The sequence below is a fragment of the Nocardiopsis sp. CNZ308 genome (genome assembly GCF_004217075.1).
Map to the genome: position 1 here is coordinate 1,972,328 of NZ_SHKJ01000001.1, position 24,889 is coordinate 1,997,216.

21 protein-coding genes, 1 tRNA gene and 2 pseudogenes are annotated in these 24,889 nt (G+C 68.8%); 16 read left to right on the plus strand and 8 right to left on the minus strand.

Features of this window, described 5'->3' with window-relative positions:
- Window positions 1-282: 282 nt before the first annotated feature.
- The gene (locus EV372_RS08545) at window positions 283-828 is read left to right on the plus strand and encodes an NUDIX hydrolase (RefSeq protein WP_130395563.1); all 546 of its coding nucleotides are present in this window, start codon (window positions 283-285) and stop codon (window positions 826-828) included.
- On the opposite strand, the gene EV372_RS08550 is transcribed toward EV372_RS08545, so the two are convergent.
- Entirely contained in the window at window positions 805-2,118 is a 1,314-nt protein-coding gene (locus EV372_RS08550; protein ID WP_486484112.1) for an NsdA family TPR-like regulatory protein, read from the minus strand. The genes EV372_RS08545 and EV372_RS08550 overlap by 24 nt on opposite strands.
- 91 nt (window positions 2,119-2,209) lie before the next feature.
- Between EV372_RS08550 and EV372_RS08555 the strand changes: the two genes are divergently transcribed.
- Window positions 2,210-3,358: a radical SAM protein gene (locus EV372_RS08555; protein ID WP_130395565.1), complete on the plus strand. Its 1,149-nt coding sequence runs from the start codon at window positions 2,210-2,212 to the stop codon at window positions 3,356-3,358.
- Entirely contained in the window at window positions 3,355-3,897 is a 543-nt protein-coding gene (locus EV372_RS08560; RefSeq protein WP_130395566.1) for a class IV adenylate cyclase, read from the plus strand. The genes EV372_RS08555 and EV372_RS08560 overlap by 4 nt, the downstream gene beginning before the upstream one ends.
- A gap of 103 nt (window positions 3,898-4,000) precedes the next feature.
- Here the strand turns inward: EV372_RS08560 and EV372_RS08565 are convergent, their stop codons facing one another.
- Both EV372_RS08565 and EV372_RS08570 read right to left on the minus strand, forming a co-directional pair.
- Window positions 4,001-4,183, minus strand: a complete 183-nt coding sequence (locus EV372_RS08565; RefSeq protein ID WP_130395567.1) for a DUF397 domain-containing protein — start codon at window positions 4,181-4,183, stop codon at window positions 4,001-4,003.
- Window positions 4,176-5,003 (minus strand): helix-turn-helix domain-containing protein, encoded by an 828-nt coding sequence (locus EV372_RS08570; protein WP_130395568.1) that lies wholly within the window; start codon window positions 5,001-5,003, stop codon window positions 4,176-4,178. Before EV372_RS08570 ends, EV372_RS08565 begins: the two co-directional genes overlap by 8 nt.
- A gap of 180 nt (window positions 5,004-5,183) precedes the next feature.
- Here EV372_RS08570 and EV372_RS08575 point away from each other — a divergent pair, with 180 nt between their 5' ends.
- From EV372_RS08575 to EV372_RS08605, 7 genes are all read left to right on the plus strand, one after another.
- Window positions 5,184-5,687 (plus strand): ATP-binding protein, encoded by a 504-nt coding sequence (locus tag EV372_RS08575; protein WP_130395569.1) that lies wholly within the window; start codon window positions 5,184-5,186, stop codon window positions 5,685-5,687.
- Between the two features lie 633 nt (window positions 5,688-6,320).
- Window positions 6,321-6,452: a hypothetical protein gene (locus EV372_RS29370; protein WP_275102189.1), complete on the plus strand. Its 132-nt coding sequence runs from the start codon at window positions 6,321-6,323 to the stop codon at window positions 6,450-6,452.
- 223 nt (window positions 6,453-6,675) lie between these two features.
- Entirely contained in the window at window positions 6,676-7,515 is an 840-nt protein-coding gene (locus EV372_RS08585) for a replication-relaxation family protein (protein WP_130395571.1), read from the plus strand.
- A 1,064-nt stretch (window positions 7,516-8,579) separates the two neighbouring features.
- Window positions 8,580-8,858: a helix-turn-helix transcriptional regulator gene (locus tag EV372_RS08590; protein ID WP_130398822.1), complete on the plus strand. Its 279-nt coding sequence runs from the start codon at window positions 8,580-8,582 to the stop codon at window positions 8,856-8,858.
- Complete coding sequence (locus tag EV372_RS08595; protein WP_130395572.1) at window positions 8,845-10,317, plus strand: tyrosine-type recombinase/integrase; 1,473 nt, start codon at window positions 8,845-8,847, stop codon at window positions 10,315-10,317. The genes EV372_RS08590 and EV372_RS08595 overlap by 14 nt, the downstream gene beginning before the upstream one ends.
- A 283-nt stretch (window positions 10,318-10,600) precedes the next feature.
- Window positions 10,601-10,673: transfer RNA gene (locus EV372_RS08600), tRNA-Lys, on the plus strand.
- A 720-nt stretch (window positions 10,674-11,393) separates the two neighbouring features.
- Window positions 11,394-13,013: an N-6 DNA methylase gene (locus EV372_RS08605; protein WP_275101776.1), complete on the plus strand. Its 1,620-nt coding sequence runs from the start codon at window positions 11,394-11,396 to the stop codon at window positions 13,011-13,013.
- Here EV372_RS08605 and EV372_RS08610 read toward each other — a convergent pair.
- Together EV372_RS08610 and EV372_RS08615 are read right to left on the minus strand one after the other, a co-directional pair.
- On the minus strand, window positions 13,006-13,752 hold the full coding sequence (locus EV372_RS08610) for a hypothetical protein (RefSeq protein ID WP_130395574.1): 747 nt from the start codon (window positions 13,750-13,752) through the stop codon (window positions 13,006-13,008). The genes EV372_RS08605 and EV372_RS08610 overlap by 8 nt on opposite strands.
- 636 nt (window positions 13,753-14,388) lie before the next feature.
- Window positions 14,389-15,768: an LCP family protein gene (locus EV372_RS08615; protein WP_130395575.1), complete on the minus strand. Its 1,380-nt coding sequence runs from the start codon at window positions 15,766-15,768 to the stop codon at window positions 14,389-14,391.
- A 688-nt stretch (window positions 15,769-16,456) separates the two neighbouring features.
- Between EV372_RS08615 and EV372_RS29375 the strand changes: the two are divergent.
- Both EV372_RS29375 and EV372_RS29380 read left to right on the plus strand, forming a co-directional pair.
- Window positions 16,457-16,531: pseudogene (locus EV372_RS29375) on the plus strand (hypothetical protein); the annotation flags it as partial.
- Window positions 16,532-16,757: 226 nt separating this feature from the next.
- Window positions 16,758-16,928: pseudogene (locus EV372_RS29380) on the plus strand (GMC family oxidoreductase N-terminal domain-containing protein); the annotation flags it as partial.
- A 330-nt stretch (window positions 16,929-17,258) separates the two neighbouring features.
- On the opposite strand, the gene EV372_RS08625 reads toward EV372_RS29380, so the two are convergent.
- The gene (locus EV372_RS08625; protein WP_130395577.1) at window positions 17,259-18,167 is read right to left on the minus strand and encodes a helix-turn-helix domain-containing GNAT family N-acetyltransferase; all 909 of its coding nucleotides are present in this window, start codon (window positions 18,165-18,167) and stop codon (window positions 17,259-17,261) included.
- Window positions 18,168-18,255: 88 nt separating this feature from the next.
- On the opposite strand from EV372_RS08625, the gene EV372_RS08630 reads away from it, so the two are divergent.
- Together EV372_RS08630 and EV372_RS08635 are read left to right on the plus strand one after the other, a co-directional pair.
- Window positions 18,256-19,743: an NAD(P)-binding domain-containing protein gene (locus EV372_RS08630; RefSeq protein WP_130395578.1), complete on the plus strand. Its 1,488-nt coding sequence runs from the start codon at window positions 18,256-18,258 to the stop codon at window positions 19,741-19,743.
- A complete protein-coding gene (locus tag EV372_RS08635) occupies window positions 19,740-21,071 on the plus strand; it encodes an MFS transporter (protein ID WP_486484113.1) in 1,332 nt (443 codons plus the stop codon). The genes EV372_RS08630 and EV372_RS08635 overlap by 4 nt, the downstream gene beginning before the upstream one ends.
- Here EV372_RS08635 and arsB read toward each other — a convergent pair.
- Entirely contained in the window at window positions 21,010-22,092 is a 1,083-nt protein-coding gene (arsB, locus tag EV372_RS08640; protein ID WP_130395579.1) for an ACR3 family arsenite efflux transporter, read from the minus strand. The genes EV372_RS08635 and arsB overlap by 62 nt on opposite strands.
- Window positions 22,092-22,376, minus strand: a complete 285-nt coding sequence (locus EV372_RS08645; protein ID WP_019607642.1) for an ArsR/SmtB family transcription factor — start codon at window positions 22,374-22,376, stop codon at window positions 22,092-22,094. The genes arsB and EV372_RS08645 overlap by 1 nt, the downstream gene beginning before the upstream one ends.
- A 234-nt stretch (window positions 22,377-22,610) precedes the next feature.
- On the opposite strand from EV372_RS08645, the gene EV372_RS08650 reads away from it, so the two are divergent.
- Together EV372_RS08650 and EV372_RS08655 are read left to right on the plus strand one after the other, a co-directional pair.
- A complete protein-coding gene (locus tag EV372_RS08650) occupies window positions 22,611-23,030 on the plus strand; it encodes an arsenate reductase ArsC (RefSeq protein WP_130395580.1) in 420 nt (139 codons plus the stop codon).
- 582 nt (window positions 23,031-23,612) lie between these two features.
- Window positions 23,613-24,785: an undecaprenyl-diphosphate phosphatase gene (locus EV372_RS08655; protein ID WP_130395581.1), complete on the plus strand. Its 1,173-nt coding sequence runs from the start codon at window positions 23,613-23,615 to the stop codon at window positions 24,783-24,785.
- Window positions 24,786-24,889 lie beyond the last annotated feature (104 nt).

The following is a 24,889-nucleotide window of genomic DNA, read 5'->3' on the forward strand; positions in this document are numbered from 1 at the left end:
GTCGAGCGAGTACCTGGGCCAAGCTCGGTCCAACCCCGATTGCCGGTGTGGTCGGACGGCGGGACAGCCGTGGGACACGACTTGCTGACCACGTACTTCGGCGCGATCTGCCGTGTCGGTGCATGGAGGTGACGCGTGCGAACCCTAGTGAAGGAGAACGGTCGGTTCAGACGGACGAGGAGCACACGCACGTGTAGACCGTATGAATCGGCACAGGACACCACCACGGCCAACGCGAGCCCGACCGTGAGCGCTGGTATCCCATCGCGGTAGCTTCAGGGCATGGACGGGACCGAGGACGACCGTGGCCGCTGGGTGGTGCACGGTGAGCGCACCCTGTACGACAACCCGTGGGTGAAGCTGGGCAAGGCCGACATCACCACACCCTCAGGCACCAGGTTCGATCACCACACCGTGACTCTGCCCTCGGCCGCGGTGATCGCGATCCTGGACCAGGCCGAGGAACACGTTCTGATGAGCTACCGGCACCGGTTCGTGCCCGACGTGTGGGGGTGGGAGCTGCCCGGGGGACTCCTGGACCCCGACGAGACGCCGGAGCGGACCGCTGTCCGGGAGGCGTTGGAGGAGACCGGGCACCGGGTGGGTTCGGTGGAGCATGTGGCCACGTTCGAGCCGATGATCGGCACGGTCCGCAGCCCCCATCACGTCTTCGTCGGACGTGACGCCGAACTGGTCGCGGACCCGACCGAGTTCGACGAGGGCGTCTATGAGTGGGTGCCCCTGACCAAGGTCCGCGGCCTGATCGCGGAGGGGCAGGTGCAGAGTTCGGGCACTCTCATCGCCCTACTCCACCTGCTCGCCTCCTGACAGCGCCCCGGGTTCCAGTAGCCGGGCCAGTCGAGCACGTTGGCGGATCGAACCGGAACGCTTGGACAACTCGGCGGCGCACCGTGCCTGGCTGCGGGCCTGAGCCAGGTCGCCGTGGGCGGCGTAGGCCATGGCCAGGTCGGTGCGCAGGCCCGCCTCAGCGCGTCCCAGTCCCAGGGACGCGATATCTTCCAACGCCCGGGTGAGGTCCTCGATCGCCTCGGGCTCACCCAGACGCGCCAGGCAGTGGCCCCGCCAGCGCAACAGGTGGGTCTGGTCCAGCATGAGGAACGGAAGCGCGGGGTCGTCCGAGTGTGGGGGAAGCAGAGCGAAGGCCCGTTCCAAGGCCCTCTGGGTCTCCACTCCCTGCCCCAGGGAGGCGTGCACTTCTCCTTCGGCGGCCCACAGCCACGAGCGCAGCAGCACGGGCAGGGAACCGTATCCGTTGGTGTGTACGGCTCTGAGTACGGTGAGTGCCTCCTGTCCCCGGTCGCTGTCCAGGAGCACGTAGATCTGTTCGGCACTCACGTGGGCCAGGACGACTGGGTCTGCGCTCTCGCGGGCCGCTGCCTTGGCGATCTCGTAGTAACGCCAGGAGGTGGCAACCTGTCCCGCGTCGAGGGCCTGCCATCCGGTCAGGGACGCTGCCTCGGCCAAGGCCCTGGCCAGACCGCGCCGCAGGGTTCCCGGGATCGAGTGGTGTAAGAGCTCGTCCATCTGCTGGACATGGGCCTGGCTCTGCGCCAGGAGGTAGTGGGCGCCCAGTTTGCGGTCGATCAGGCGCAGGTTCTGCGTCTGCTCCTCGAACAAGCGGATGAGGGCTTGGTCGATGGAGGCGATCTCCAGGCGCTCCTGCACCTGGTCATCGAGAAGTGATGAACTCAGTGCGTCCGAAAGGACGGTGGCATCACCGGCAACGGACTTCTCCGTGTTCACGAGCGGTTGTCGGGGTGCCAGCCCGAGGAGGACTCGTGAGGGGCCGGGCATGTCGAGCCCGTCGGCTATCCGCTCGATCAACCGCAGTGAACTGACCGTGCGCCTGCCGCTCAGGATCTCGCTCACCCGCCCCTGGGCGATGCCGGTCGCTGACGCGATCCGTGTCTGGCTCGCCCCGTGGGCCTGGGCCAGCCGGAGCAGGCCGGCGATGTCGCGCTCACGCAGAATCCGCTGTGTCTCCTGACGTTCCCAGGCCCATGCCGGGATGGTGATCTGTTCCCAGGAACGACCAGGCATGAATTCCCTTCGGCCGACGCGGACTCGGCCCCGATTATCTCCAAGGGGGATATCCATCAGGAATGGGAGGAGCGGTACCCGCAACGGAATCGTCGCCTGTGACGCCCCCTTCCCGCTCCATCGCGAGCGCCGTCACAGGAGCCTTTGCATGGATGTTCCCCCGACCCCCGAGCCCGTGCCGACCTACATCGGCACTGACACCACCCTGCGAGTGAAAATCCTCGACGCCTGCGGTATGACCTGCATCTTCTGCCACAACGAGGGCACCCCTGTCGTGGTCGACAACCGCAACCGCGGCCCCGGACCTTTCGCCACCTCCGGTACCTCGGGGCGGATGTCGATCTACGCAGCCATCAACGGAGCCGCCTTCCTGCCCGCCACCATCGCGCCCGATGAGGACTTCGCCCATGCCCTGCGGCAGCTACGCCAGAACATGGGGTTCGCCGAACTCCACCTCACCGGAGGAGAACCCACACTCCATCCGCGCCTGCCCGAGCTGATTCGCCTCGCCACAGCCCAGGGCTACCGGGTGTGCATGACCTCCAACGGCGAGAACGGGGCCCGGCAGATCCCCGCCTGCGCCGGGGCGGGGCTCGACCGCGTCAACTTCTCCGTCTTCGGCACCACACCCGAAGAACTCGCCCAGGTCCAGCACGCCCGCTTCCGTGACCCGGCCAGGGCAGCCGCCAAGATCGAAGCCCTGCACGCCTCCATCCAGGCCTGCGTCGACCACGGGGTCCGGGCCAGCGCCAACATCGTCGTCCTCGACCACACGCACATCGACCGCGTCCACCGGCTTCTGGACACCTACGCGCCTGAGCTGTCCGTGCGCCTGCTCAACTCCCTCGACCACGGCCAGGAGTCCATCGACGCCATCCACGAGCTCCTGGCCCAACGCGGTGCCGTCGCCGAGGCCCACCACCTCACGGCCGGGGCCTCCGGAGCGCGCACCGCTTACCGCATCGACGGCGGGCAACGCCGTATCCACGTCAAGTGGATCCGCCCGGTACGCCTGCCTACCACCTGCCAGGGGTGCCGGTTCAACAATGACACCGACTGCCAGGAAGGCTTTTACGGCCTGCGCCTGTACCGCGACCGCCACGGGCGCTACCTGGTGGGTGTGTGCCTGCAACGCATGGACCTGTGTCAGCCGATCGAGGACTTCCTTCGCTCCCCCGTCAAGGACGAGATCCTCCATTTTCGCCAGACCGACCGTGACAGGCTGGAAGCCGCCTGCCGCACCCCCGTTCCCTCTCCCACCACGACACACAACACGGAAGGAAACCCGACGCTATGAGCGTGATCGAGTACGAGGCCAAGGTCCTGGACATCGACGTCGACCAGGTGACCCAGCGCATCCTCGACAAGGGCGGCACGGACCTGGGCGAGGCGCTTCAGCGCCGCTACGTCTACGACATCGAACCCGGCGACGCCTCCCGCTGGGTACGCCTGCGCGACACCGGCAGTCAGGTCACGCTGACGGTCAAGGAGATCGACTCCGACGCCATCGGCGGCACTCGCGAGACCGAGACCGAGGTCGGCGACTTCACCACCGCCAACGCGCTGCTGGGCAAGCTCGGCTACACACCCAAGGCCTACCAGGAGAACCGCCGCCACAGCTTCACCCTGGACGGCGCCCAACTGGAGATCGACTCCTGGCCGCGCATCCCCGCCTACCTGGAGATCGAGGCCGACAGCCCCGCCGAGGTGGTGCGCGTCGCGGCCCTGCTCGGCTACGCCGAAGCGGACCTGACGGGCGAGAACACCACCAAGGTCTACGCCCGCTACGGCATCGACCTGACCACCATTCCTGACCTGCGCTTCGACACGGAGTGAGTTCACGGCTGTGGTGTGTCCTCGCTCCACACGGCGCGGGCGCACCACAGCGAGCGGGAAACGAGGTGGGCTGCGAACCCTCACGGTTTCGTATCGGGAGCTGCTACTTGCAACTGTCGGCTTGGGCCAGGGAGATGACGAAGGCTCCCCAGGCAGCCGAGGTGAAGGTGAGCTGGCCCCGCGAGCGGTTCTGGGTGTCGCGCACGTCCGCGCCAGCGGTGTGCTCTCGGACCTCGACGCACTCGTTGGTTCCACCGCTGTAACTGCTCTTGTGCCAGTCACTCATCGTCGATCACCTTCATCTCGTCGTAGATGGCCTGCAGTGTCTCCTGCGGGCCCCGGGAGGCCCCCTGCAGAGCAGTGAACACCATACGGCTCCGGCTGATATCGGCCGATCCCGAGATGATGCGACCCTCCTCCGCGGATTCCATGTACACCACCTCGGGTTCGTCCGCGGTGGTGATGATGCGCCTGGGCCCTGACGTTCCCGGATGTCGTGGAGCCCGGACCGGAAGCATCTGAACGGTGATGCGTTCACGCTCGATCTGCTGGGCCACGTACGCCAGTTGATCGCGTTGCACCTGGGGAGAACCGTAGCGGCGCCAGAGCACGCTCTGGTCGATGATCAACCAGATCACCGGAGAGGCGGCTTCAGCCATGCGCTTGGCACGGTCGCTCCTCTCCTTGGCCAGGGAGAGAACCTGCTCCTGGGAAAGCCACGGTGCCCCATACCGGATGAGCGCGTAGGAGTAGTCCTGGGTCTGGAGATAACCGGGAAACACCAGGGGCTGGTACTCGAAGAGGGCGTCAGCGGCGTGGGTGCGCTTGGTGACCTCGTGCAGCCACACCTGTCGGCCCGAGCCCGTCAGCTCCTCCCAGAACCTCTCCAACCTCCCATCGCTCTCCAGGATCTCGTCCAGGAGCTTGCGCAGCCACGGCCGTGCCGTCGCCCGGCCGTTCTCGATGTCGGAAACGTGCGAGTCACTGATCGTCGTGCCGCGCTGGCTGACCCGCCGCGCCAGTGCTTTCTGGGTGAGTTCGGTTTCCCCGCGCAGCCTGCGCAATTCGTGCCCGAAGGCCTTGAGGGCACGTTCGTCTGTGTGCATGAGGCCATGTGACCACAGAGCGACTCAGCCCATGGGGCATTCCACAGAATTCCAGAGGCCCATGGAAGATTCGGGAACTCTCCGTCCGGCCTTCCCGGGGTGAACGCCCTGACCACATCCTTTTGCTGCGCTCTCACGTACAGCGACTACGGCCACGGCGAAAGGACCCGGTGGAAATCCATGACCCCGGCTCAGACTTCTCCCTCTCTCGACCTGCCCAGGCGCATCCGCCACACCGACCCCGACACCAGCGGCCTGATCTGCGGGCCGGATCCCCACCACGTGCGGGCCGCCCGCCGGTGGGCGATGCAGGCCACCAGGACCACACCCAGCGCGGCCCACCCGCTGCTGGTGTCCCTGGCTGAGCTGCACGCCAACGCCCTGCGTCACACCGCCTCGGGCCTCCCGGGCGGTCGGGTGCGGATCGAGATCCAGCGGCGCCCGCGCCTGTTCCTGCTCCGTGTCACCGACGACGGCCCCAAACCGGGCGCGCAGGCCACCGTGCCCGTCGCGCCTGCCGCATTCGATGCAGGGGAGAGCGAAATCGTGCTGGCCGAAGGTGGATACGGCCTGGCGCTGGTGGACGCCATGGCCCTGCACTGGGACTTCTCCACAAGCGCGAGAGGGCCGTTGACGGTTCGTGCCGCTTTCGACCGTTCCGGTCGGTCCCGCCTACCGATGTGACTCGAACGCGGTGATGTTTCCCGGCGGCAGGTGTTGAAGAACCTCGCTTGTCCAAGCGAACATCGACCAGCCCAGCAGAAGCGGCACCGTTTTTCGCAGGAAAAGGGCTTTTTGTGCCCTTTATGTGGTGTGGGTGGGAAGCGCAGTTTCGGGTGACATACGACCCCGGAGCCGACGACACCGGCCCGCTCCGCACAGGAACGACAGAAGACATGGAGGCGCCCCGGCCCGGTGTTCGCACCACCAGGCCAGGGCTGAATCCCCACCTGAAGCAACCAGGAGGAGATCGTGGAGAAGCCTAGCGGTCGGCACCGCAAACCCGTCCGAGGATGGGCGCAGCAGGTGCGGTGGCTGTTCGGCGCGGTACTGGCCGCGCTGCTGTGCAGCTCAGTGGACGCGCGCCAGGAACGACGCCCACTGCCCTCACCTCGCAGCAGCAGCACACGAGAGCAGATGAGTCCCCTACCGCGTGTCAGGAACGCTGCGCCTGGATCGCGGGGGCCACAGTCGGGAAGCGCTCCGGCCCCAGCACAGCCCACACGCCCGATTTCGGGGCCGGTGCGGGTACCGCGCCCTCGCCGCCCACATCCTTCCGAGCACGGCTGGTGCGTCGATGACGACGGGGTGCGGGGAGTGCGCCCCTACCTGTTCCACCACCCGGGCGGAGTACCCGACCGCAAGGAGCGGGTCGCGGTCGTGAAGGAGCCGGGGGAGTTCGATGAGCTGGCCGCTGCGGTGAGGACCTGGCTGAACGTCCGCCGCTGAGCAACCCGCTTTCGCCTCGGGGCGGCGCCACGCACGTGGCGCCGCCCCACGCGCGTTGGTGGGGGGTGGTGCGTCCACTGAACCTGTTCTGAACCCGAAGTGAACCCCCTCCCGGGGGCTGAACCCGGGAAAAAGTTCTCCCCCCGGGTGTCGCATTCGCGCTTGCACGGTCTTCATCAGGGAGTTCAAAGCACCAGACCGCGACCGTCCCGGGAGGGCATGCGTGAGCGACTACACCAAGACACTGATCCACCTCGCGCCCCGAATCACCAGCCGCGACCGCCAGATCCTGGCCGGACTCTGGGAACACCGAGTGATGACCACCCACCACCTGCACCGCATCTACTTCCCCGACGCCGGACCACGCCGCGCCCGCTCACGCCTGCTCACCCTGTACCGCTACGGGGTCCTCAACCGCTTCCGCCGCCACGCCCACGACCGCAACGCCCCCGACCACTGGGTCCTGACCCCCACCGGCGCCGTCCTGCTCGCCCTGCACCAGGGCAAGGAACCCGACGCGCTGAAGTTCCGCGCCGACCGCGCCCTGGCCGTGGCCCACTCACCCCAGCTGGACCACATGCTGGGCCTGGCCCAGACCCGGGTCGACTTCCTGGACAGCGCCCGCCAGTGCGGCGCCCAGGTGGAGCAGTGGCTCGGTGAACGCGAGTGCGAACGCCGCTACGGCTACGACGTGCGCCCCGACGCCCAGGTGAGGTGGCACCAGGGAGGGGTTCGTCTGACGGCGTTCCTGGAGTACGACACCGGCTCCGAGTCCCTGACCCAGCTCAAGAACAAGATGCGCGGCTACAAACGCCTGACCCGCTACCGCACCCCCGCCGCGGTGGTGCTGTTCGCCCTCCACTCCACCGAGCGCGAGAAGAACACGGCACAGAAGCTGGCCGGGGACTGCACCGACCGCGTCGGGGTGTACCTGACCACCCACCAGCAACTGGCGACCCCGGGAGCGGGCGCACGGATCTGGCGATCGGCCACCCACCCCCGCATCGTCTCCCTGCACGAGATCGCTGACCTCTATCGCACGGTCGAGGAGACCGAGTGGTGAGCCCCAAAAGCGCGGTGAACCTCCGGGCCAACGGCTGGGCCGGTGACAGGGCCAATGCCTACTCCACCCGGCCATCCGTGTGGGGGTCCGGCCTTGGGTGGACCACCCCTGAGAACAGTCACAGTGCAGGTCGGCCGGGCTTTGGGGTGGTCCACCGGCCGCCCCGGCTGTCTACCCAAGGAGGTAGTCCTCTTCACGTGGGGCGGGCGGCGCCCCGTGGTGTGCGGGAACGCGAACGCCCCCGCACACCCTCAACGCCAAGCCACCACCCACCACAGCGGCCCCGTCTCCTCTGCTCTTCCTCTGCCGGAAGCTCTTGTCCCTCTGTTGCTTCTGGTCTTGCCTGTACTGCTCGGTGGTGGCGCAGCGGCGCGGTCAAGATCGCCCAGCAGGCCCAGGAGGACGGCGGCGTGCCTGCTCTTCTCACACGACCCTCGTGCGATGGCGCGGACCAGCTTCGCACCCGGTCGGGCGAGTGGAGGCGGCGCTGCGGGGGCGCGACCTCATGGACACAGTTTCGGAGCCGATGTCGCATCCGCGGTGGCGGGTGTCTTCTTCGGGGTTCATCAGGGCGAGAACACCCATCGCACGGGGCCAGGGCAGATGCCGTGCGGTGGGGTCCTGGGCGGATCGTGACCGATCACGGAAGGGCGGACATGGGGGACATGCGACGACGGGCGCCGTTGGGAAGCCGGGGGCCGTTGGTGGGCGACGTGGCGGCCCGAACCCGGGGCTCGCGCCCCACGGGCGGTGGTGGTGCGTCGGGCGCGGACGGGCCGCCTGACGGCCCCACAGGGGGCAGCGTCACCCGTACCACCGGGTGCGTCGCCGGGGCGAAGCCGATGGGACTGACAGGGGTCTCCTGTGCTCCTGAACGTGAAAACGGCATACCGCCCGAAACGGGTGGGCGAACAAATGGGGAGCGTGAAACCGCTGGGAGATTCATCGAATCCGCTTGCACTACTCGGCGAGGTCGAGCGTGGATGCATGGTGCCCCGCCACACGCGGGGCCGCGCACCGTATCCGCGCAGGTCAGAGATGGTGAGGAGGTGAACAAGGTGGACATGAGCTCTTCGCCCGTGCTGGGTGAGGTGAGCCGGTTGCCGCTGGTGCTGGACCCGGTCACCGCCGGACACCTTCTCCGGATGGGCCGCTCAACGGTCTACCGCCACCTTCAGGAGGGCACGTTCCCCGCGCCCGCCTATCGAGCGGGGCGATCGTGGTACATCCCGGCCGCGGGAGTGCTCCGCCACCTCGGGGTCGACCTCACCGCCCTGTCGGGGTGCTGTGGGTGCGGTGCGCGTCGCGACGAACACCAGGAGGCCGACGTTGGCCGCTCGTGAAGGAACCACGTTCAAACGCTGCGGATGCCGCGACCCCAGGACCAACAAGCTCCTGGGCACCACGTGCCCACTGCTGCGCCGCCGCACCGGGGCCTGGAGCTCCACCCACGGCCGGTGGGGCTACCAGGTCGAACTTCCGCCCACCATCGACGGGAAGCGACGCCAAGCCCGCCGTATCGGACTCACCAGCCAGGAGGACGCCCTGGAAGCACTCCAGCACATCCGCTCCCTGCTCGACCTCGCCGAAGACGACACCGAAACACTCCTACAGATCGCCGACGTCATCCAGGGCTCCATCAAAGCCCGCGCTCCCCTACCGAACCTGCGCGAGGTGCAGCGGCGCATCAGCGTCGGGGTGGACGTACGCACCGAGGTACCCACCCTTGAGCAGTGGCTACAGGAATGGTTGCGAGACAAGCCCGGCCTGACGGAGAACACCCGACGTTCCTACGCCGGCCACATCCGCAACCACCTCATTCCGCACTTGGGCAAGGTCCGGGTGGACAAACTCCAGTCCCGTCACGTGGAGGCGATGTTCACCGCGATCGAGGAGGCCAACACTCACATCCTGGAATGCCGCGAGGCCGACGACGCGACCGTGCGGGCCTCGGTGAAGGGCAAACGGGTGGTGTCGCTGACCACCAAGCACCGCATCCGCGCGACCTTGCGCAGCGCCCTGTCCGACGCGGTGCGCCGCCCTGACCTTCCGGTCACCGTCAACGCTGCCTCCCACGCCCGCCTGCCCACCTGTCCTCGTAAGAAGCCGCTGGTGTGGACACCGGACCGGGTGAGGCAGTGGGAGAAGGATGGCACCGTGCCCGGGGAGGTGATGATCTGGACTCCGGAGCAGACCACGCGTTTCCTGGCCCACGCCCGCAAGTACACCTGGCTGTATGCGCTGTTCCACCTGATCGCGGTCAAAGGGCTGCGGCGCGGTGAGGCGGTCGGGTTGCCCTGGGCCACCACCCGCCTGACCGACGCCGAGATCGACATCCGTACCCAGATCGTCCAACTGGGCTGGGAGACCCGCACCTGCACACCCAAGAGCGTGGCTGGGGAGCGCACCATCACCCTGGACGCCGACACCGTCCGCATCCTGCGCGTCTGGCGGCGCCACCAGTTGGAGGCCAAACTCGCCGCAGGCCCGCAGTGGAAGGACACCGGGCTGGTGTTCACCCGCCAGGACGGCACCGCCTGGCACCCGGCCCAGGCCACCGACTGGTTCGCCCGCATCGCCCACGCGGCGGGCCTGCCGCCGATCAGCCTGCACGGGCTGCGCCACGGGGCCGCGTCGATGAGCCTGGCCGCTGGGGTGGATGTCAAGGTGGTCTCGGCCGAACTCGGCCACGCCACCACCCACTTCACCCAGGACACCTACCAGACCGTGTTCCCCGACGTGGCCAAGGCCGCCGCTGAGGCCACCGCGGCCATGCTCAAACCCGCCACCAGCAGGGCGTAGACACCAGCACACCACCGGCCCCCGCTCGGGCCAGCGGCACCATCGCCCGAGCGGGGGCCTTGCTGTGTGCCGAACCAAAAAGGCGCCGTCGAAGCGAGGCGGTGTTGGTGTGCTCGGTGGTGGCTCCGCTGTCACCACCGAGCCTTCCCGGGTGGGGGTGTGGGTGTATCCGGGCGGTGGGCAGCCTCGGGTTCTGGTGGGGTGTACCAGCCACCGAGAACCCGTATGGCTACGGTAGAGTTGGCTCCGGCGACGACTAGGACCACGCTCCGAGTCGTATCGCGGGCCTCTAGCTCAATTGGCAGAGCAACGGACTTTTAATCCGTGGGTTCAGGGTTCGAGCCCCTGGGGGCCTACCCTTTCCCACCTAGGCGTTCCTTTTCTGCAAGGGACGCCCTTCGTCGTTCCCGGGGGCTTGGGAGCCCGTAGGGAGCCCGGGAGTGCGGGGAGTGCCCCTGACAGCGCGCCGACGCGGCACCACAGCGGCCGACGCTTCGGCCGCGCGCTTGTCCTTGATCGTCGCGACCGGATTGTGCCACGGCTCTCCGGCGGCGCACCGCCCGCAGGCTGATAGTTAACGTATCGTGAGTGTTAAGGAAGGGCCACTCCAGCTCACGAAGTCGCGTTTAGGAACCGCCTCTGTGGGCTGCGCGTCAAGAAGGACTAGACGTCACAGGAAGCTTTCGCTCACCACGCCGACATTGACCGCACGTAGATCAGCGGCCTCGGGCAAGACGTGCGCCCCGCCCCTCGATGCCGTCGCCAAGGCCGCCCAGGGGCTCGGCGTGCGACCCGCTGAGCTGCTCCGGGCCATCGAGTAACATCGGCATGTGACTCAACGTGTCGTGCAACGCGTGCGTTGCGTTGTGCGTTAAGCTATCTCCATGACTTCCCCTAGTGGCCCAAACTCCGTGGATGGGCTGATCGACAGCAAAGGCCTAGCGTTGAGACTCGGAGTCTCCCCTGCGACGGTTCGCTCGTGGCGCAGTCGGCGTGTCCCGTGGCTCCCGGAACCGGTTGGTCGGCTCGACGGCCTCGTCTGGCGCGAGCAAGACGTCCGCGACATCGAATCGCTCATGCCCGTGAGTCCTGGACGGCCTACGGGCTCCCGACACACGCCGCGCACGGACCGCCTGATACAGGTGACCGAGCGCCGAGCACGAGGTGCGTATTACACGCCTGGGGACGCGGCTCATTTCATGGCGAAGTGGCTCGTTCGGCACGAGGACGAGACATATCTAGAACCAAGTCTTGGCGACGGTGTGTTCATTGACGCCGTGAATGACGTGATCGCAGCAGCCAACATGAAGCGTCCTCAGTGGATCGCTGCGGAATTGGATGAGGCCACGGCAGTCGACGCCATCCGACGGGGACTGGTTACGACTGATGAGATCCGGATCGGCGATTTCCTAGAACTGCCTACGGAGCCCGTAGATGGCGTAATCGCCAACCCTCCGTACGTCCGCCTCCGACATCTGGATGATCACTCGCGGCAACAAGCACTGAATGCCGCGCGCGAGTACCTCGGCGCACCGATGGCCCCGAGCGGTAGCATCTGGATGCCATTCGTCCTCAAGATGGTCGCTTCGATCAGGCTTGGCGGCCGGCTCGCTGTTGTGCTGCCGCTCGACTTCACCTACGTGGCCTACGCGCTCCCGCTTTGGGAACATCTTGCAAATTCCTTCACGTCTCTTCGCGTCGTACGAAGCCGAAAAAGGGTTTTTACAGACATCAACCAGGACGTGCTGATCCTGCTCGCCGACGGTCGCGGCGGGACAACAGACCATGTCACTTATACCGCATACGAGACCGTGAACGACATGGTGAGCGGAAGTGACAGTTCCGGTGGCGAAGTTAGCATCCATTCGATCGTCGCGGGCCAGCGCAGCTTCCAGCGCGCGCTTCTCCCAGACGGGCTCGAGGAACTGCTCAGCGAAGGCGCCTCGGCTGGCTGGACAGTACCAGCGTCAGAACTGATGACCTTTCGGATCGGGTACGTATCTGGGAACAAAAAGTACTTTCACCCGAGCGAAGAAACCGTCGGAAAGTACCACCTTCCTGACACGAGCCTTCAACGGTCTCTGATCAATGCGCGCAAACTCCGCGGGCAGGGACTCAGGACCTCGGGAATCGACGACACCCTCGCGGATCACTTGTGGCTCCCGGGCGACGAACTGACCTCAGGCGAGAAGCGGTACGTGCGCCACGGTGAGCAGATGGAGGTCTCTAAGGGCTATAAGGCGAGCCTTCGATCACCGTGGTACCGCGTGCCTGGCGTCAATGTGCCGGACGCTATCCTCACAGTGTTCAGTGAGCAGCCGCTCGTACTCGTGAACGACGCGTCGTGGGTGACCTCGAACAGTTTCCTCTGTGCTTACGCAAGGGGGGGCATCACCGCCGAACGATTCGCAATATCCTGGTACAACCCGCTGACCCTACTGAGCATCGGGCTGGAGGTCCACTCGCTCGGCGGTGGCGTCGTCGTCATGGTCCCGAACGAAGCGTCGCGCGTCGCAGTGCTCCACCCGGACAAGGCCTTGGGAGGAGCAGATCGGATCGACAGCGCCCTCCGAAGCGGCAGCATTGCCGACGCGTACGCCGCTGGCGCGGAAAACCTGCGCAAAGTTTTTGGTGAGGACGGAGTAGGTCTGATTCAGCAAGGCATCGAAGCGCTCTCTCACTGGCGAGCTAGATGAATAGATCGAGCCAGATGTTGCGACGCTTGTAGGTATCGACCACCCGATCAACGAAAGTCTCGATAGACAGGTCGGTATCAGGGCTCGCAGTCTTGACGATGTCGTCCCGTAGAAGTGCAGGACTCTTCTTGAAGTCAACGACCATATATGCGAATTCATCGTAGATTCCGCTCACGGTCCGGTAGAGTTTGTCATCCCGGCCTGCTATCGCTCGATACATCTTCGCGTACCGTGTGTGATCGGGTACGATCACTTCGGTCCGTGCTGGCTTAGTCTTCGTCGCCTTGCGCTCTTCCACGAAACTATAGGGGTGTAGGTACGCGTAGCTATGGACTGTCATCGGGTATCGTTCTTGGAGGCTAACTGCTTCCCCGACGATGTCCTGATAGTAGGTCAGGACGTTTTTGCCCACTGAGCTCATCTGGCTGCGCACACCGACGAGCACAAGCGGCCCGCTCTGCGGGTGAACCACCGCGACATCGACATCCTTGGACTTGTGAGAGCCGAGGATCTTTGCCTCTTCGATCACCTTGATGCCCATCTTCACCGCTTCGGGGTGAAGTCTAGCTTTGAGCTGATCGGCAATGTATCCATGCAAAGTCTTGATGAAGTGCTGACCTCGAACGGCACTCACGGGGTCCGCAGCGTAGAGATTGTGCATCTTCACGAGCGTGTCAGACAGGGTCGAAGGTTGAGCAGCTGTAGCGTCTTGGGGGGCATCGAGCGAGTCATCGGTCATACGACACAGCCTACTAGGGGCTCTCGCCGGCACACAGACGAGGCAAGGCCATCCATCTACGCCAGGCACCATGAAAGTTACTTTGTGTGCTGCCAAGATAATTCTGAGGGTGCACGAGGCGTACGAAATCACTCGCCGTTCCACCGTTGCATCGTCCGTGAGACCTCGGGGCACCTCAGTTCGCGGGCAGGGCAGGTACTGGCAGTAGAGCCCACCCGCCCCACCATGCAATCAGCCAAGAGGTGGAGGCACCGGCGAGGCTGAAGAGCGCACATGGAGCGAAACCGAGATGGAATGGGCGCCCGGATTGTCCAGTGCACCGGCGCTGACCTGCGGGTTCATCGCGGGCAAGCGGTGTGATCACGCTTATTAAAAGTCCGTTGCTCTGCCAATTGAGCTAGAGGCCCGCGATACGACTCGGAGCGTGGTCCTGGCCGTCGCCGGAGCCAACTCTACCGCAGCCATACGGGCTCTGGACGGCCGGTACACCCCGCAGGGCAAGGGTTCACCCGTTGATCGGGCGGCCCCGGGCCGACGGGTTCCCTCGTCGGAACCTCACGGTGCCGCGGAGCACACCCGCGCGATGATGACGCCATGTTCACCATCGCAGAGGCCGCCCGGCGGTGAGGGCGCCTCCTAGCACGCGGCTCCGTCCTCGGCGGCGGACGCGGTGTCCAGTCCGGCCAGCGTGCCCGCGCCACCGTCCTCACCGGAGGGGGAACCGGAGTCGGCGAGCCCGCCCCAGTCCTGCGCCACCATCACCAGTTCGAGCTCCTCACCCAAACCGGCGTCCTCCTCCAGCCGGGCGTTGGCGAGCACCGAAGCCAGCTCCTCGGCGTGCGCCCGCTGGCCGGGACCGTGGTAGACCGTGGTGACGGCGGGAACGCCTGCGGCGGGGTCGCCGACGCCGGTGACGTCGAACCCGCGTTCCGCGAGGAGCGATCCGACCTGACCCGCCAGGCCGGTCACGCCCGTGCCGTTGACCACCCGCACGGACACGTCCGCGGGCTCCACGGAGGTTTCCTCCGTACCGGCGGCCCCTTCCGTCTCCGTGGCCCCCTCTCCACCGGCGTCGTCCTCCTCCCCGGGCAGCACCTCTCCTGCGGCCACCGCAGCGAAGAGCTCACTGGCTTCGGGTTCCTCGGGTGCCACCTTGTACTCGTGGGTCAGGGAGTCCACGACCGGCACCATGACCATGGTGACGCGGCTCAGGTCGACCTCGCGCATGGCGATGGCCAGTTCCGCCATCTTGTCCACCGTGAACCCGTCGTCGGTCACCATGCTGTCGGTGACCGAGTTCAGGAAGTCGTAGAGGGTGGTGGGGCTGGACAGGGTCTCACCGCTGGTGACCTTGCGCAGGATGGCGCCGATCAAGCGCTGTTGGCTCTGGATGCGCCCCATGTCGTCCTTGAACTCGGTGCTGTCGCGGGAACGGGCCAGTCCGAGCGCGTCCTCGCCGCCGAGGGTCTGTACTCCCGCGTCCAGTTCCAGGTGGGCCTTGGGATCGCTGACCGGTTCGGGAATGCACAGTTCGACGCCGCCGAGTGTGTCCACGATGTTCTCGAACCCGGCGAAGTCCACCATCACCATGTGGTCCAGACGGATGTCCGTGGTCTTCTCCACGGTGTTGCCCAGGCAGTCCAGACCGCCGTAGGTGGCGGCGTGGTTGAGCTGCTGTGGTCCGCCGGGCCATCCGGAGGAGCCGTCCACCGGTTCGCACGGGGGGATGTCCACGATCAGGTCGCGCGGCAGGTTGACCATGGTCACGGCGCCCCTGTCCACGTTGACGTTGACGACGACCAGGACGTCGGGGCGCCTGCCCCGCGACTCGTTGTCCCCGCCGAGCAGCAGGATGTTGTGGACCCCCTCCACCTGGTCGGGGCGATCACCCCAGGCGTCGGTGTCTACCTGCTCGGTCTCGATGGCCAGGGCGTCGCGGTAGCCCGCGTAGGCGGTGAGGCTGCCCGCGATGAGCAGGCCGGTCGCTCCGCACGCCACCCATTGGCCGAGGGACATCCTGCTGTTCCCGGACCTGACCGGAAACGCTCTTCTGGAAACCACGGGGGACCCGGAATTCTTTATGGACGAGGTCGGGTCCGGCCAGCGGGGCGGGAGCGCTGTGGGAGCGACGGCGCGAACCCGACGACCGGACCATACCGGAGATCTGGATGACGCGCATAAGACATGGTCAAGGGAAATTCGGCCGGTGGACTCCCCGGGCGGCCACCGCCCCAGGCGGAGCGCACGGGACCCGGATCCCTTGCGCGGAGGGGCATAAGCGAGACTGCTGAGCCCACGCCTGGCGGAGCGGGACACCGCTCCGGAGGCAGGAGAAGCGCGTCCTCCGGCTTTTCTTTCCGCTTTCCAGGGGGTCTTCGCACGGATATCCATAACCGCCCCCCGGGTTTCACTCCCCCGAAAAGGATATCCCGGTTCAGGACGGGTTCTTCGCCATCACGGGATTTCCCGAATCGGCCGCATGAGGTCCTGCGCGGATCCGACTCGGCGCGCACCGTGGCCCGGAGCCGCCGGGCCCCGCTCCGACGCGGAGTCACCGTCGCCCCCGGCTGGCGGTGTAGTCCTCCAGCAGGGCCTCCCCGCGCCCGTTTCCACCGAACATCCGGCCTTGACTGGATTCGGGACGGGGCGAAGAATGCCCGCCCGGAGCGGCGGAGGTAGTACGCCCTACGGCGGGAGATGAGACATGACGGGCAACGGTTGGGACGTCATCGTGGTGGGCGCGGGATCGGCGGGCGCGGCGCTCGCGACCCGCACGGCCGAGAAGGGCGGGCGGGTCCTCCTGCTGGAGGCCCGGCCCCGATCCACCGGGCGCCGCGGCAGCGGTGGGGGGCGGTCGACGCCGCGCTGCGCGGCTCCGCCCTGGCCGCCGGGTTCTCGTGGGCCCCCGACGTCAACGCCCCGGGTGCGACGGGGGCCTCGCCCTGTCCGATCAACTCGCGTGACGGGCGTCGGTCAACGACGCCTACCCGGAGGCGGCCAGGAAGCTGGACAACCTCACCGTCCGCGGAGACGCGCTGGTGGACCGGGTCGTCTTCGACGGAGACCGGGCCGTGGGGGTCCGGTACGTCGCCGGGGGCGGCGCGGTGGCCGAGCAGGCCGACACGGCGGTGCTCAGCGCGGGCGTCGTCCACTCCCCCGCGATCCTGATGCGCTCGGGTGCGGGCCCGGCCGACCACCTGCGCTCCCTCGGCGTCGATGTGCGCCAGGACCTCCCCGGGGGGCTGGGCATGCGGGACCACCCGAGGGCGACGCTGACGCTCCCGCTGACCGGGGAAGCGTCCGTGAAGTCCCCGCACGACCGGCACACCGACGTCTGTGTCCGCTGGACCAGCGGTACCGACTCCCCGGTCGACGACATGATGTTCATCGCCATGAACCAGAACGTGCTGGCCATGGCCTCCGCCTCCACCGACGCCGTCGAAGCGCCTCCGTCTCCGGGGCGCGGTGACATCCTCTTCCCGGCGGGCCGTTCCGGGCCGCCGGGATCAGGCCGGCGGGCAGCCCGAACCGTCGGCGCAGGGAACCTCGCCGGGCCCGGCGCCCTCCTCCGGGCGCCGCCGCTCCAGCAGGACGGTGTCGCGCCAGACCCCGTGGTGGCGGGCGACGCGCTCGCGCACGCCCACGGTGCGGTAGCCCGCCTGGTGGTGCAGGGCCAGGCTGGCGCGGTTCTCGGGGAAGACCGAGGTCTGGAGCGTCCACAGTCCGGCGGCGTCGGCCTCGGTGACCTGCCGGTACAGCAGGGCCTTGCCCACGCCCCGGCCGCGCGCGTCCTCGGCGACGTAGACCGAGGTCTCGGCCACCCCGGCGTAGACCTCGCGGGCGGAGACGGGCGAGGCGGCGGCCCAGCCGACGACGCGGCCGTCCGACTCGGCCACCCAGCTGTGCCCCGGGATCCACTTGTTCTTCAGGTCCTCGACCGCGGGGGTCTCGGTCTCGAAGGTGGCGTGGCCGCTGGCGATGCCCTGGGCGTAGATCTCCCGGACCGCCTCCAGGTCGGCGTCGGCCATGGCGCGGGTGGTGACGTCGGCGGGCAGGTCGGTGGGGCAGCACGGGCGGGCGTTGAGCATGCCCATCACCGCGTCGGCGGCGTGCGGCAGGCCGGTGCAGCAGGCGGGGTTGACGGCGACCCGGGTGGAGGTGCCCACCTTGGTGAGGGTCACGAACCCGACGTCGGCGAGCTTGCGCAGGTGGTGGGAGACGGTGGGCTGGCGGACCTCCACCATCTCGGCGAGCTGGCCCACGCTGACCGAGCCGGGGGTGGTGGCGATGGCGTGCAGGAGCCGGACACGCATGGGTTCGGCCAGGCAGGCGAACCAGGCGGCGTAGGTCTCGGCGTCAGCGGCGGGGAGGAGGCCGCCTTCGCGCTCGGGCGTCGTCACAGTCATGGCACCCATTATCGACGAAGATCTATGGTTGCGTCCATCGACTTCCATCGATAGAGTCCCGTTCCATAGACGCCAGTCAATGAAAGAGGAGGGCGTCATGGACGCACAACGTCCGGTCGTGGTGATCGGAGCCGGTCCGGTGGGACTCGCGGCCGCGGCGGAGCTGGTCGCGCGCGACCTGCCGGTCCTGGTCCTGGAGAAGGGCGATCGAGCCGGTGCCGCCGTGTCCGAATGGGGCCACGTGCGCCTGTTCTCGATGTGGCGCGACCTGGTCGGCCCGGCCGCGGAGAAGCTGCTCGCCGGCACCGGTTGGCGGCGCCCGGACGACGCGGGCTACCCCACCGGCCGCGAGTGGGTCGAGGCCTACCTCGCTCCCCTGGCCGGGGCCCTGGGCGGGCGGGTCCGCTTCGGCGCCGAGGTGACCGGCGTGAGCCGCCTGGGCCGGGACCGGGTCGTGGACGCCGGACGCGGGGAGCAGCCCTTCACCGTGCGCCTGCGCACCGACCGGGGCGAGGAGCGGATCCTGGCCCGCGCGGTGGTCGACGCCTCCGGCACCTGGGGCGCGCCCAACCCGGTGGGCGGCGACGGGCTGCCCGCGCTGGGCGAGTCGACGGCCGCCGAGCACGTCTCGTACCGCGTTCCCGACACCGCCGGCCCAGCCGGACGGGCCCGGTACGCGGGTCGGACCACGGCCGTGGTCGGCAAGGGGCACTCGGCGCTGACCGCCCTGGTCGGCCTGGCCACGCTGGCTGAGCAGGAGCCCGGCACCGAGGCGGTGTGGGTGCTGCGGCGCGGTGAGATCGGTGACGCCTTCGGCGGCGGGGCGGCCGACCAGCTGGCCGCGCGCGGCGCGCTCGGCCAGCGCGCCAAGGCCGCGGTGGAGGCCGGGCGCATCCGGGTGGTCACCGGGTTCCGTACCGCCGAGGTCCGCACGGAGCAGGACGGACGCCTCGTGCTGACCGACGAGGAGGGCCGTGAGCTGGAGCCCGTGGACGAGGTGGTCGCCCTCACCGGGTTCCGCCCCGACCTGTCCTTCCTGTCCGAGATCCGTCTGGGCTTGGACAGCGCCCTCCAGGCGCCGGTGGAGCTCGCCCCGCTCATCGACCCCAACGTGCACTCCTGCGGCACTGTCTACCCCCATGGGGCGGCCGAGCTCTCCCACCCGGAGGAGGGGTTCTTCCTGGCCGGGATGAAGTCCTACGGGCGTGCCCCGACGTTCCTGGCCCTGACCGGCTACGAGCAGGTCCGCAGCATCGCCGCCCACCTGGCCGGAGACCACGAGGCCGCCGCCCGGGTGGAGCTGGTCCTGCCCGAGACGGGGGTGTGCAGCGGCGGAGGCCTGTCCGAGGAGCCGGAGGCGGCGGCCGAGAGCGGCGGCTGCTGCGGACCCGCACCCGAGACCGCGCGGGAGTCCGCGGCGCAGGAGGGCAGCCGCGGCGGCCTGACCGTCTCGAAGGCGCCGCTGCTCTCCGTCGGCGACGACCGCACCGTGCCCGCCGAGAGAACGGCTCCGTCCGCCGGAAGCGGCTGCTGCTCCACATCGGTTCAGCAGGTCGAGCTGGGTGAGCCGGACCGGGTCTCGTGACACCTGTGTCCGGTCGGGTCTCCGGCGCGCCCGCACCCACGGTGGTCGGTGCGCGCCGGGGCCTGGCGGTCCTGTGCGTCACCGTCACCACCGGCTACGGGGTGCTGTTCTACGCCTTCCCCGTCCTGGCGCCGAGCATCACCGCCGACACCGGGTGGCCCCTGACCACGGTGACCGCGCTGTTCTCCGCTTCCCAGGTCATGGCAGGGCTGGTCGGCATCCCGGTGGGGCGCTGGCTCCAGGCCCGGGGCCCGCGCCCGGCGATGACGGCTGCTGCCCTGGCCGCGGCTCCCGCCGTGGCGGCCCTCGCCCTGGCCCCGAACCTGTGGGGCTTCGCCGCCGCCTGGCTGGTGGCCGGAGCGGCGATGGCCGGACTGTTCTACCCTCCGGCCTTCGCCGCCCTGACCCACTGGTACGGAAGGGCGAAGGTCCGGGCCCTGACCGCACTGACCCTGGCCGCCGGTCTGGCCAGCACCGTCTTCGCTCCCCTGACCGCGCTCCTGGAAGGAGTCTGGGGGTGGCGGGTCGCCTACCTGGTGCTCGCGGCCGTGCTCCTGGTCGTGGTGGTGCCCCTGCACGCCTTCGCCCTGCCGCGGGGCTGGGTCGCCGACGGCGCCGGGCAGCAGAGGGACCGAGGGCGGAGCGCGCGTGCGGTGGTGCGCGGTCGGGTGTTCTGGGCTCTGACGACGGCTCTGACCCTGGGCTCCTTCACCGTCTACGCGGTCGTGGTCAACATCGTCCCCCTGCTGGAGGAACAGGGCTTCGGCACGACGGAAGCCGCCTGGGCCCTGGGGGTGGGCGGTGTGGGGCAGGTGCTCGGCCGCCTGGTCTACGCACCCCTGGAACGGTGGACCGGCCCGGTGCTGCGCGCCGTGGCCGTGCTGGGCGCGTGTTCGGTGACCACCCTCCTCCTGGCCCTGGTGCCGGGACCCCTGGGACCGGTCCTGGCCGTCGCGGTGCTGGCGGGCATGGCGCGCGGCATCCTCACCCTCCTCCAGGCCACCGCTGTGTCCGACCGGTGGGGAACGGAGCACTACGCCACCCTGAACGGCGTCATGCACACCCCGCTCATGCTGGCCGTCGCGTTCGCTCCCTGGGCGGGTGCCGCCCTGGCCGGACCCCTGGGCGGCTATCCGGCGGCGTTCGCGGCGCTGGGAGCCCTGGCGGCGCTCGGCGCGCTGACCGCCCTGGCCACCCGCACCGGTCGGGTTCCCACCCCTTCCCGAACCTCCCCACCGGGGACGGGCCCGCACGCGTCGACAGCCCCTACCTCCGCTCCGGAGCGAAGCGCCTGCGCCAGGCCAGCGACACGTACACCAGGGCGATGAGCACGGGCACCTCGATCAGCGGGCCCACCACCCCGGCCAGGGCCTGGCCCGAGGTGACGCCGAAGGTCGCGATCGCGACCGCGATGGCCAGTTCGAAGTTGTTGCCCGCCGCCGTGAAGGCCAGCGTCGCGGTGCGGTCGTAGTCCATCCCGACCGCCTTGCCGAAGGCGAAGGTGCCGAACCACATGAGGGCGAAGTAGGCCAGCAGCGGCACCGCGATGCGCGCCACGTCCAGCGGTTGGCTGGTGATCCGGTCCCCCTGGAGGGCGAACAGCAGCACGATGGTGAACAGCAGCCCGTACAGCGCCCACGGACCGATCCGGGGCAGGAAGGCCGACTCGTAGCGCTCGCGGCCCATCCTCCGCTCGCCGATCCGGCGGGTGAGGAACCCCGCCGCGAGGGGGATCCCGAGGAAGACCACCACGTTGAGCGCGATGAGCCAGGGGGAGGCGTCCAGGCCGCCGGTGTCCAGGCCCAGCCACCCGGGCAGCAGATCCAGGTAGAACCAGCCCAGCAGGCCGAAGACCAGCACCTGGAAGACCGAGTTCAGCGCGACCAGCACGGCGGCGGCCTCGCGGTCGCCGCAGGCCAGGTCGTTCCAGATGATGACCATCGCGATGCAGCGCGCCAGGCCGACGATGATCAGGCCGGTGCGGTACTCGGGCAGGTCGGCCAGGAAGATCCAGGCCAGCGCGAACATCACCGCGGGGCCGATGAGCCAGTTGATCACCAGGGAGGAGACCAGCAGGCGGGTGTCGCGGGTGACGGTGTCCAGCCGGTCGTAGCGGACCTTGGCCAGCACCGGGTACATCATGACCAGCAGGCCGAGCGCGATGGGCAGGGAGATCCCGCCGACCTCCATGGCGGCCAGAAGGCCGTTCAGCCCCGGGACCAGGCGCCCCAGACCCAGGCCGACGGCCATGGCGAGCAGGATCCACACCGCGAGGAAGCGGTCGAGGAACGACAGTTTCGCGACGACGGACCCGCCCGTACCGCTGGTGGTCTTGTCGGTCGAGGCCATCAGCAGGGCCTCCTGTTCGCGGCGGCGCCGCTGGTACGGGCGGTGGCGGCGAGCCCGGCCAGGGCCCCGGAGAGGTCCTCGATCCGGTCCGGACACAGCCGGTAGTAGGTGAACCGGCCGCAGGGCTCGGTCTCCACCACCCCCGCCTCGCGCAGGATCCGCAGGTGGTTGGACAGGTTGGTCTGGCGCGCCCCGGTCTCCTCGACCAGGTGCGTCGTACACAGGGTCTCCCGGGCGAGCAGGGTCACGATCCGCAGCCGGAGCGGATCTCCCAGCGCCCTCATGAGGTCAGTATCGACTGATATCAGCATACGCTGATATTATCCTGTCGGTTGTCGCCGACAAGCCCGTCGGACGCCCTCCCCTTTTCCCGAGAACCCGTTTTTCCCGGGGAACGCGGTCTGCGTCCGTTCCGGCCCCCTTCCGTCCCCGCACGGACCCGAATCCCCTCCGGCCGCGCGGGGTCCGGTTCCCGGCGGCGCCCGTCCACCACCGAAACGAAGCAGAGGCGAGTGACCGTGACCAGTTCCGACAAGCCGTCCGTCCTGTTCGTGTGCGTCCACAACGCGGGCCGCTCCCAGATGGCCGCCGCCTGGCTGTCCCACCTGGCCGGGGACCGCGTGGAGGTCCGCTCCGCCGGGTCCGCGCCCGCCGACGCGCTCAACCCCGCCGTGGTCGAGGCCATGGCCGAGGTCGGCGTGGACATCACCGACCAGCACCCCAAGATCCTCACCACCGAGGCCGTCGAGGCCTCCGACGTGTGCGTGACCATGGGCTGCGGCGACACCTGCCCCGTCTTCCCCGGCAAGCGCTACCTGGACTGGACCCTGCCCGACCCCGCCGGCCAGGGCGTGGCCGCCGTCCGCCCCATCCGCGACGAGATCAAGAAGCGCGTCGAGGAACTGATCGCGGAGCTCTCCCCGGGCGCGCGGCCGTAGGGTCGTTCGGCGCCCCTGGCCGCCGCGGTCCGGAACCCCCTCGGGCGCGCGGCGGCAGGACGTGCCCGCGCCGGGCGCTCCTGGAGGGCCGCCCGACGCCCTCTCCGCAACTCCCGCCGGGCGATCACGAGGCACGTCCGCATCGCGCAATGAGGCGCGCACGTGAACTGCGCCCAACGGCGATCGGTCCGAAGGTCAAAGGCTTGACCGTGTTCCCGGGCCGCGCCCGGAGAGGTCGCCGTGTCCGCCGCCCGTGATTTCCCGCGGGGAAGGCGCATTCCACCGATCGCCCTCCCGAACCGTCCGCGGACCGGGAAACCCCCTGCGCGGTTCCCTCTCCGGCGCACGGGGCGGCCGCCGACCGGACGGCCCCGTGCTCCCTGCGCACGCGTGTTCGCACCCTCCCGGCAGCGAAGGCGGGACGGCATCGCCTCGGCCCCCGGCGATGCCACGCCGACCCGGAGACCTCAGTAAGCTTCGTGGGCCACCCCCTTTTCCCCGAGCGCGCCCCCGCCGTGCCCTGTCCACCGTCGCCGTGTCCCGCCGAGGGAGGCGACCGAAGCAGCTGGAGCAGACTCTGCCGTGTCCCTCTTCGAAGCAGTCATCCTTGGCCTCGTCCAGGGACTGACCGAGTTCCTACCGATCTCCTCCAGCGGACACCTGCGCGTGGTGTCGGCCTTCTTCGGCTGGCCCGACCCCGGCGCCGCGTTCACCGCCGTCAGCCAGATCGGCACCGAGCTGGCCGTGGTGATCTACTTCCGCCAAAGGGTCTGGGCGATCCTGTCCACGTGGACCAGGTCGCTGTTCAACCGCGAACTGCGCGGCGACATCAACGCGCGCATGGGCTGGTACGTCATCCTCGGCTCCATCCCCATCGTGGTCCTGGGCCTGCTCCTGGAGGAGCAGATCGACAGCGTCTTCCGCGACCTGCGCCTGATCGCGCTGAACCTCATCATCTTCGGCGTGATCCTCGGCATCGTCGACCGGTACTCGCGCAAGCACCGCACCCTGGAGGACCTCAACGTCTCCCGGGGCATGACCTTCGGTCTGTTCCAGGCGCTCGCCCTCGTCCCGGGCGTCTCCCGGTCGGGCGGCACCGTCACCGGCGGGATGCTGCTCGGCTTCAAGCGCGCGGACGCGGCCGAGTACGCCTTCCTGCTGGCGCTGCCCGCCGTCTTCGGCTCGGGCCTGTACAAGCTGACCGACATCGGTGAGAACGAGTACGCCGGATGGGGCGCCACCATCGTGGGAACGCTCATCGCGGGCGTCGTCGGCTTCATCGTCATCGCCTGGCTGATGCGCTTCATCTCCACGCACAGCTTCATGCCGTTCGTCTACTACCGCGTGGGCCTGGGCATCCTCATCCTGGCCCTGGTGAGCTGGGGCGCGCTCGACCCGCAGGGCGGCGCGGGCGCGCAGCCCGCCGAGAGCGAGATCGTCAGCGAGCAGGAGACTCCGGGGGAGGAGTCCGAACCCGAACCCGAACCCGAGACCGGCACCGAGGCCGACGCCGGGACCGGCCCCTCCTCCGAGACGGCCACGGAACCGTCCGAGGAGCCCTCCGAGCAGGCCGTCCCGACCGTCGATCCGGTCACCGGCTGGGAGATCGACCCCGAGGTGGGCCTGCCCCGCAACCCCCAGACCGGGCTCTACCACGACTCGGGCCTGGGCATGGACGTGGACTACGACCCGGTCACCGGCCTGGCCACCAACCCGGTGACCGGTGAGACCTACGACCCCAAGGCGGCCGGCTAGGGGTTCCCGCCCCCGAAGGCCCGGGCACACGGCGGAAGCAGGCCTCCGCGCCGGGGCCCGCCGCCCGGGGACACGGTGCTCCGGCACCCGAAGACACAGCAGGG

Excerpts from the sequence above, each read along its gene's own strand:
- EV372_RS08545 (WP_130395563.1), top strand. The coding sequence starts at position 283 with ATGGACGGGACCGAGGACGACCGTGGCCGCTGGGTGGTGCACGGTGAG.
- EV372_RS08550 (WP_486484112.1), bottom strand. The coding sequence starts at position 2,118 with ATGGATATCCCCCTTGGAGATAATCGGGGCCGAGTCCGCGTCGGCCGA.
- EV372_RS08555 (WP_130395565.1), top strand. The coding sequence starts at position 2,210 with ATGGATGTTCCCCCGACCCCCGAGCCCGTGCCGACCTACATCGGCACT.
- EV372_RS08560 (WP_130395566.1), top strand. The coding sequence starts at position 3,355 with ATGAGCGTGATCGAGTACGAGGCCAAGGTCCTGGACATCGACGTCGAC.
- EV372_RS08565 (WP_130395567.1), bottom strand. The coding sequence starts at position 4,183 with ATGAGTGACTGGCACAAGAGCAGTTACAGCGGTGGAACCAACGAGTGC.
- EV372_RS08570 (WP_130395568.1), bottom strand. The coding sequence starts at position 5,003 with ATGCACACAGACGAACGTGCCCTCAAGGCCTTCGGGCACGAATTGCGC.
- EV372_RS08575 (WP_130395569.1), top strand. The coding sequence starts at position 5,184 with ATGACCCCGGCTCAGACTTCTCCCTCTCTCGACCTGCCCAGGCGCATC.
- EV372_RS08590 (WP_130398822.1), top strand. The coding sequence starts at position 8,580 with ATGAGCTCTTCGCCCGTGCTGGGTGAGGTGAGCCGGTTGCCGCTGGTG.
- EV372_RS08605 (WP_275101776.1), top strand. The coding sequence starts at position 11,394 with ATGCCCGTGAGTCCTGGACGGCCTACGGGCTCCCGACACACGCCGCGC.
- EV372_RS08610 (WP_130395574.1), bottom strand. The coding sequence starts at position 13,752 with ATGACCGATGACTCGCTCGATGCCCCCCAAGACGCTACAGCTGCTCAA.
- EV372_RS08615 (WP_130395575.1), bottom strand. The coding sequence starts at position 15,768 with ATGTCCCTCGGCCAATGGGTGGCGTGCGGAGCGACCGGCCTGCTCATC.
- EV372_RS08625 (WP_130395577.1), bottom strand. The coding sequence starts at position 18,167 with ATGGGTGCCATGACTGTGACGACGCCCGAGCGCGAAGGCGGCCTCCTC.
- EV372_RS08630 (WP_130395578.1), top strand. The coding sequence starts at position 18,256 with ATGGACGCACAACGTCCGGTCGTGGTGATCGGAGCCGGTCCGGTGGGA.
- arsB (WP_130395579.1), bottom strand. The coding sequence starts at position 22,092 with ATGGCCTCGACCGACAAGACCACCAGCGGTACGGGCGGGTCCGTCGTC.
- EV372_RS08645 (WP_019607642.1), bottom strand. The coding sequence starts at position 22,376 with ATGAGGGCGCTGGGAGATCCGCTCCGGCTGCGGATCGTGACCCTGCTC.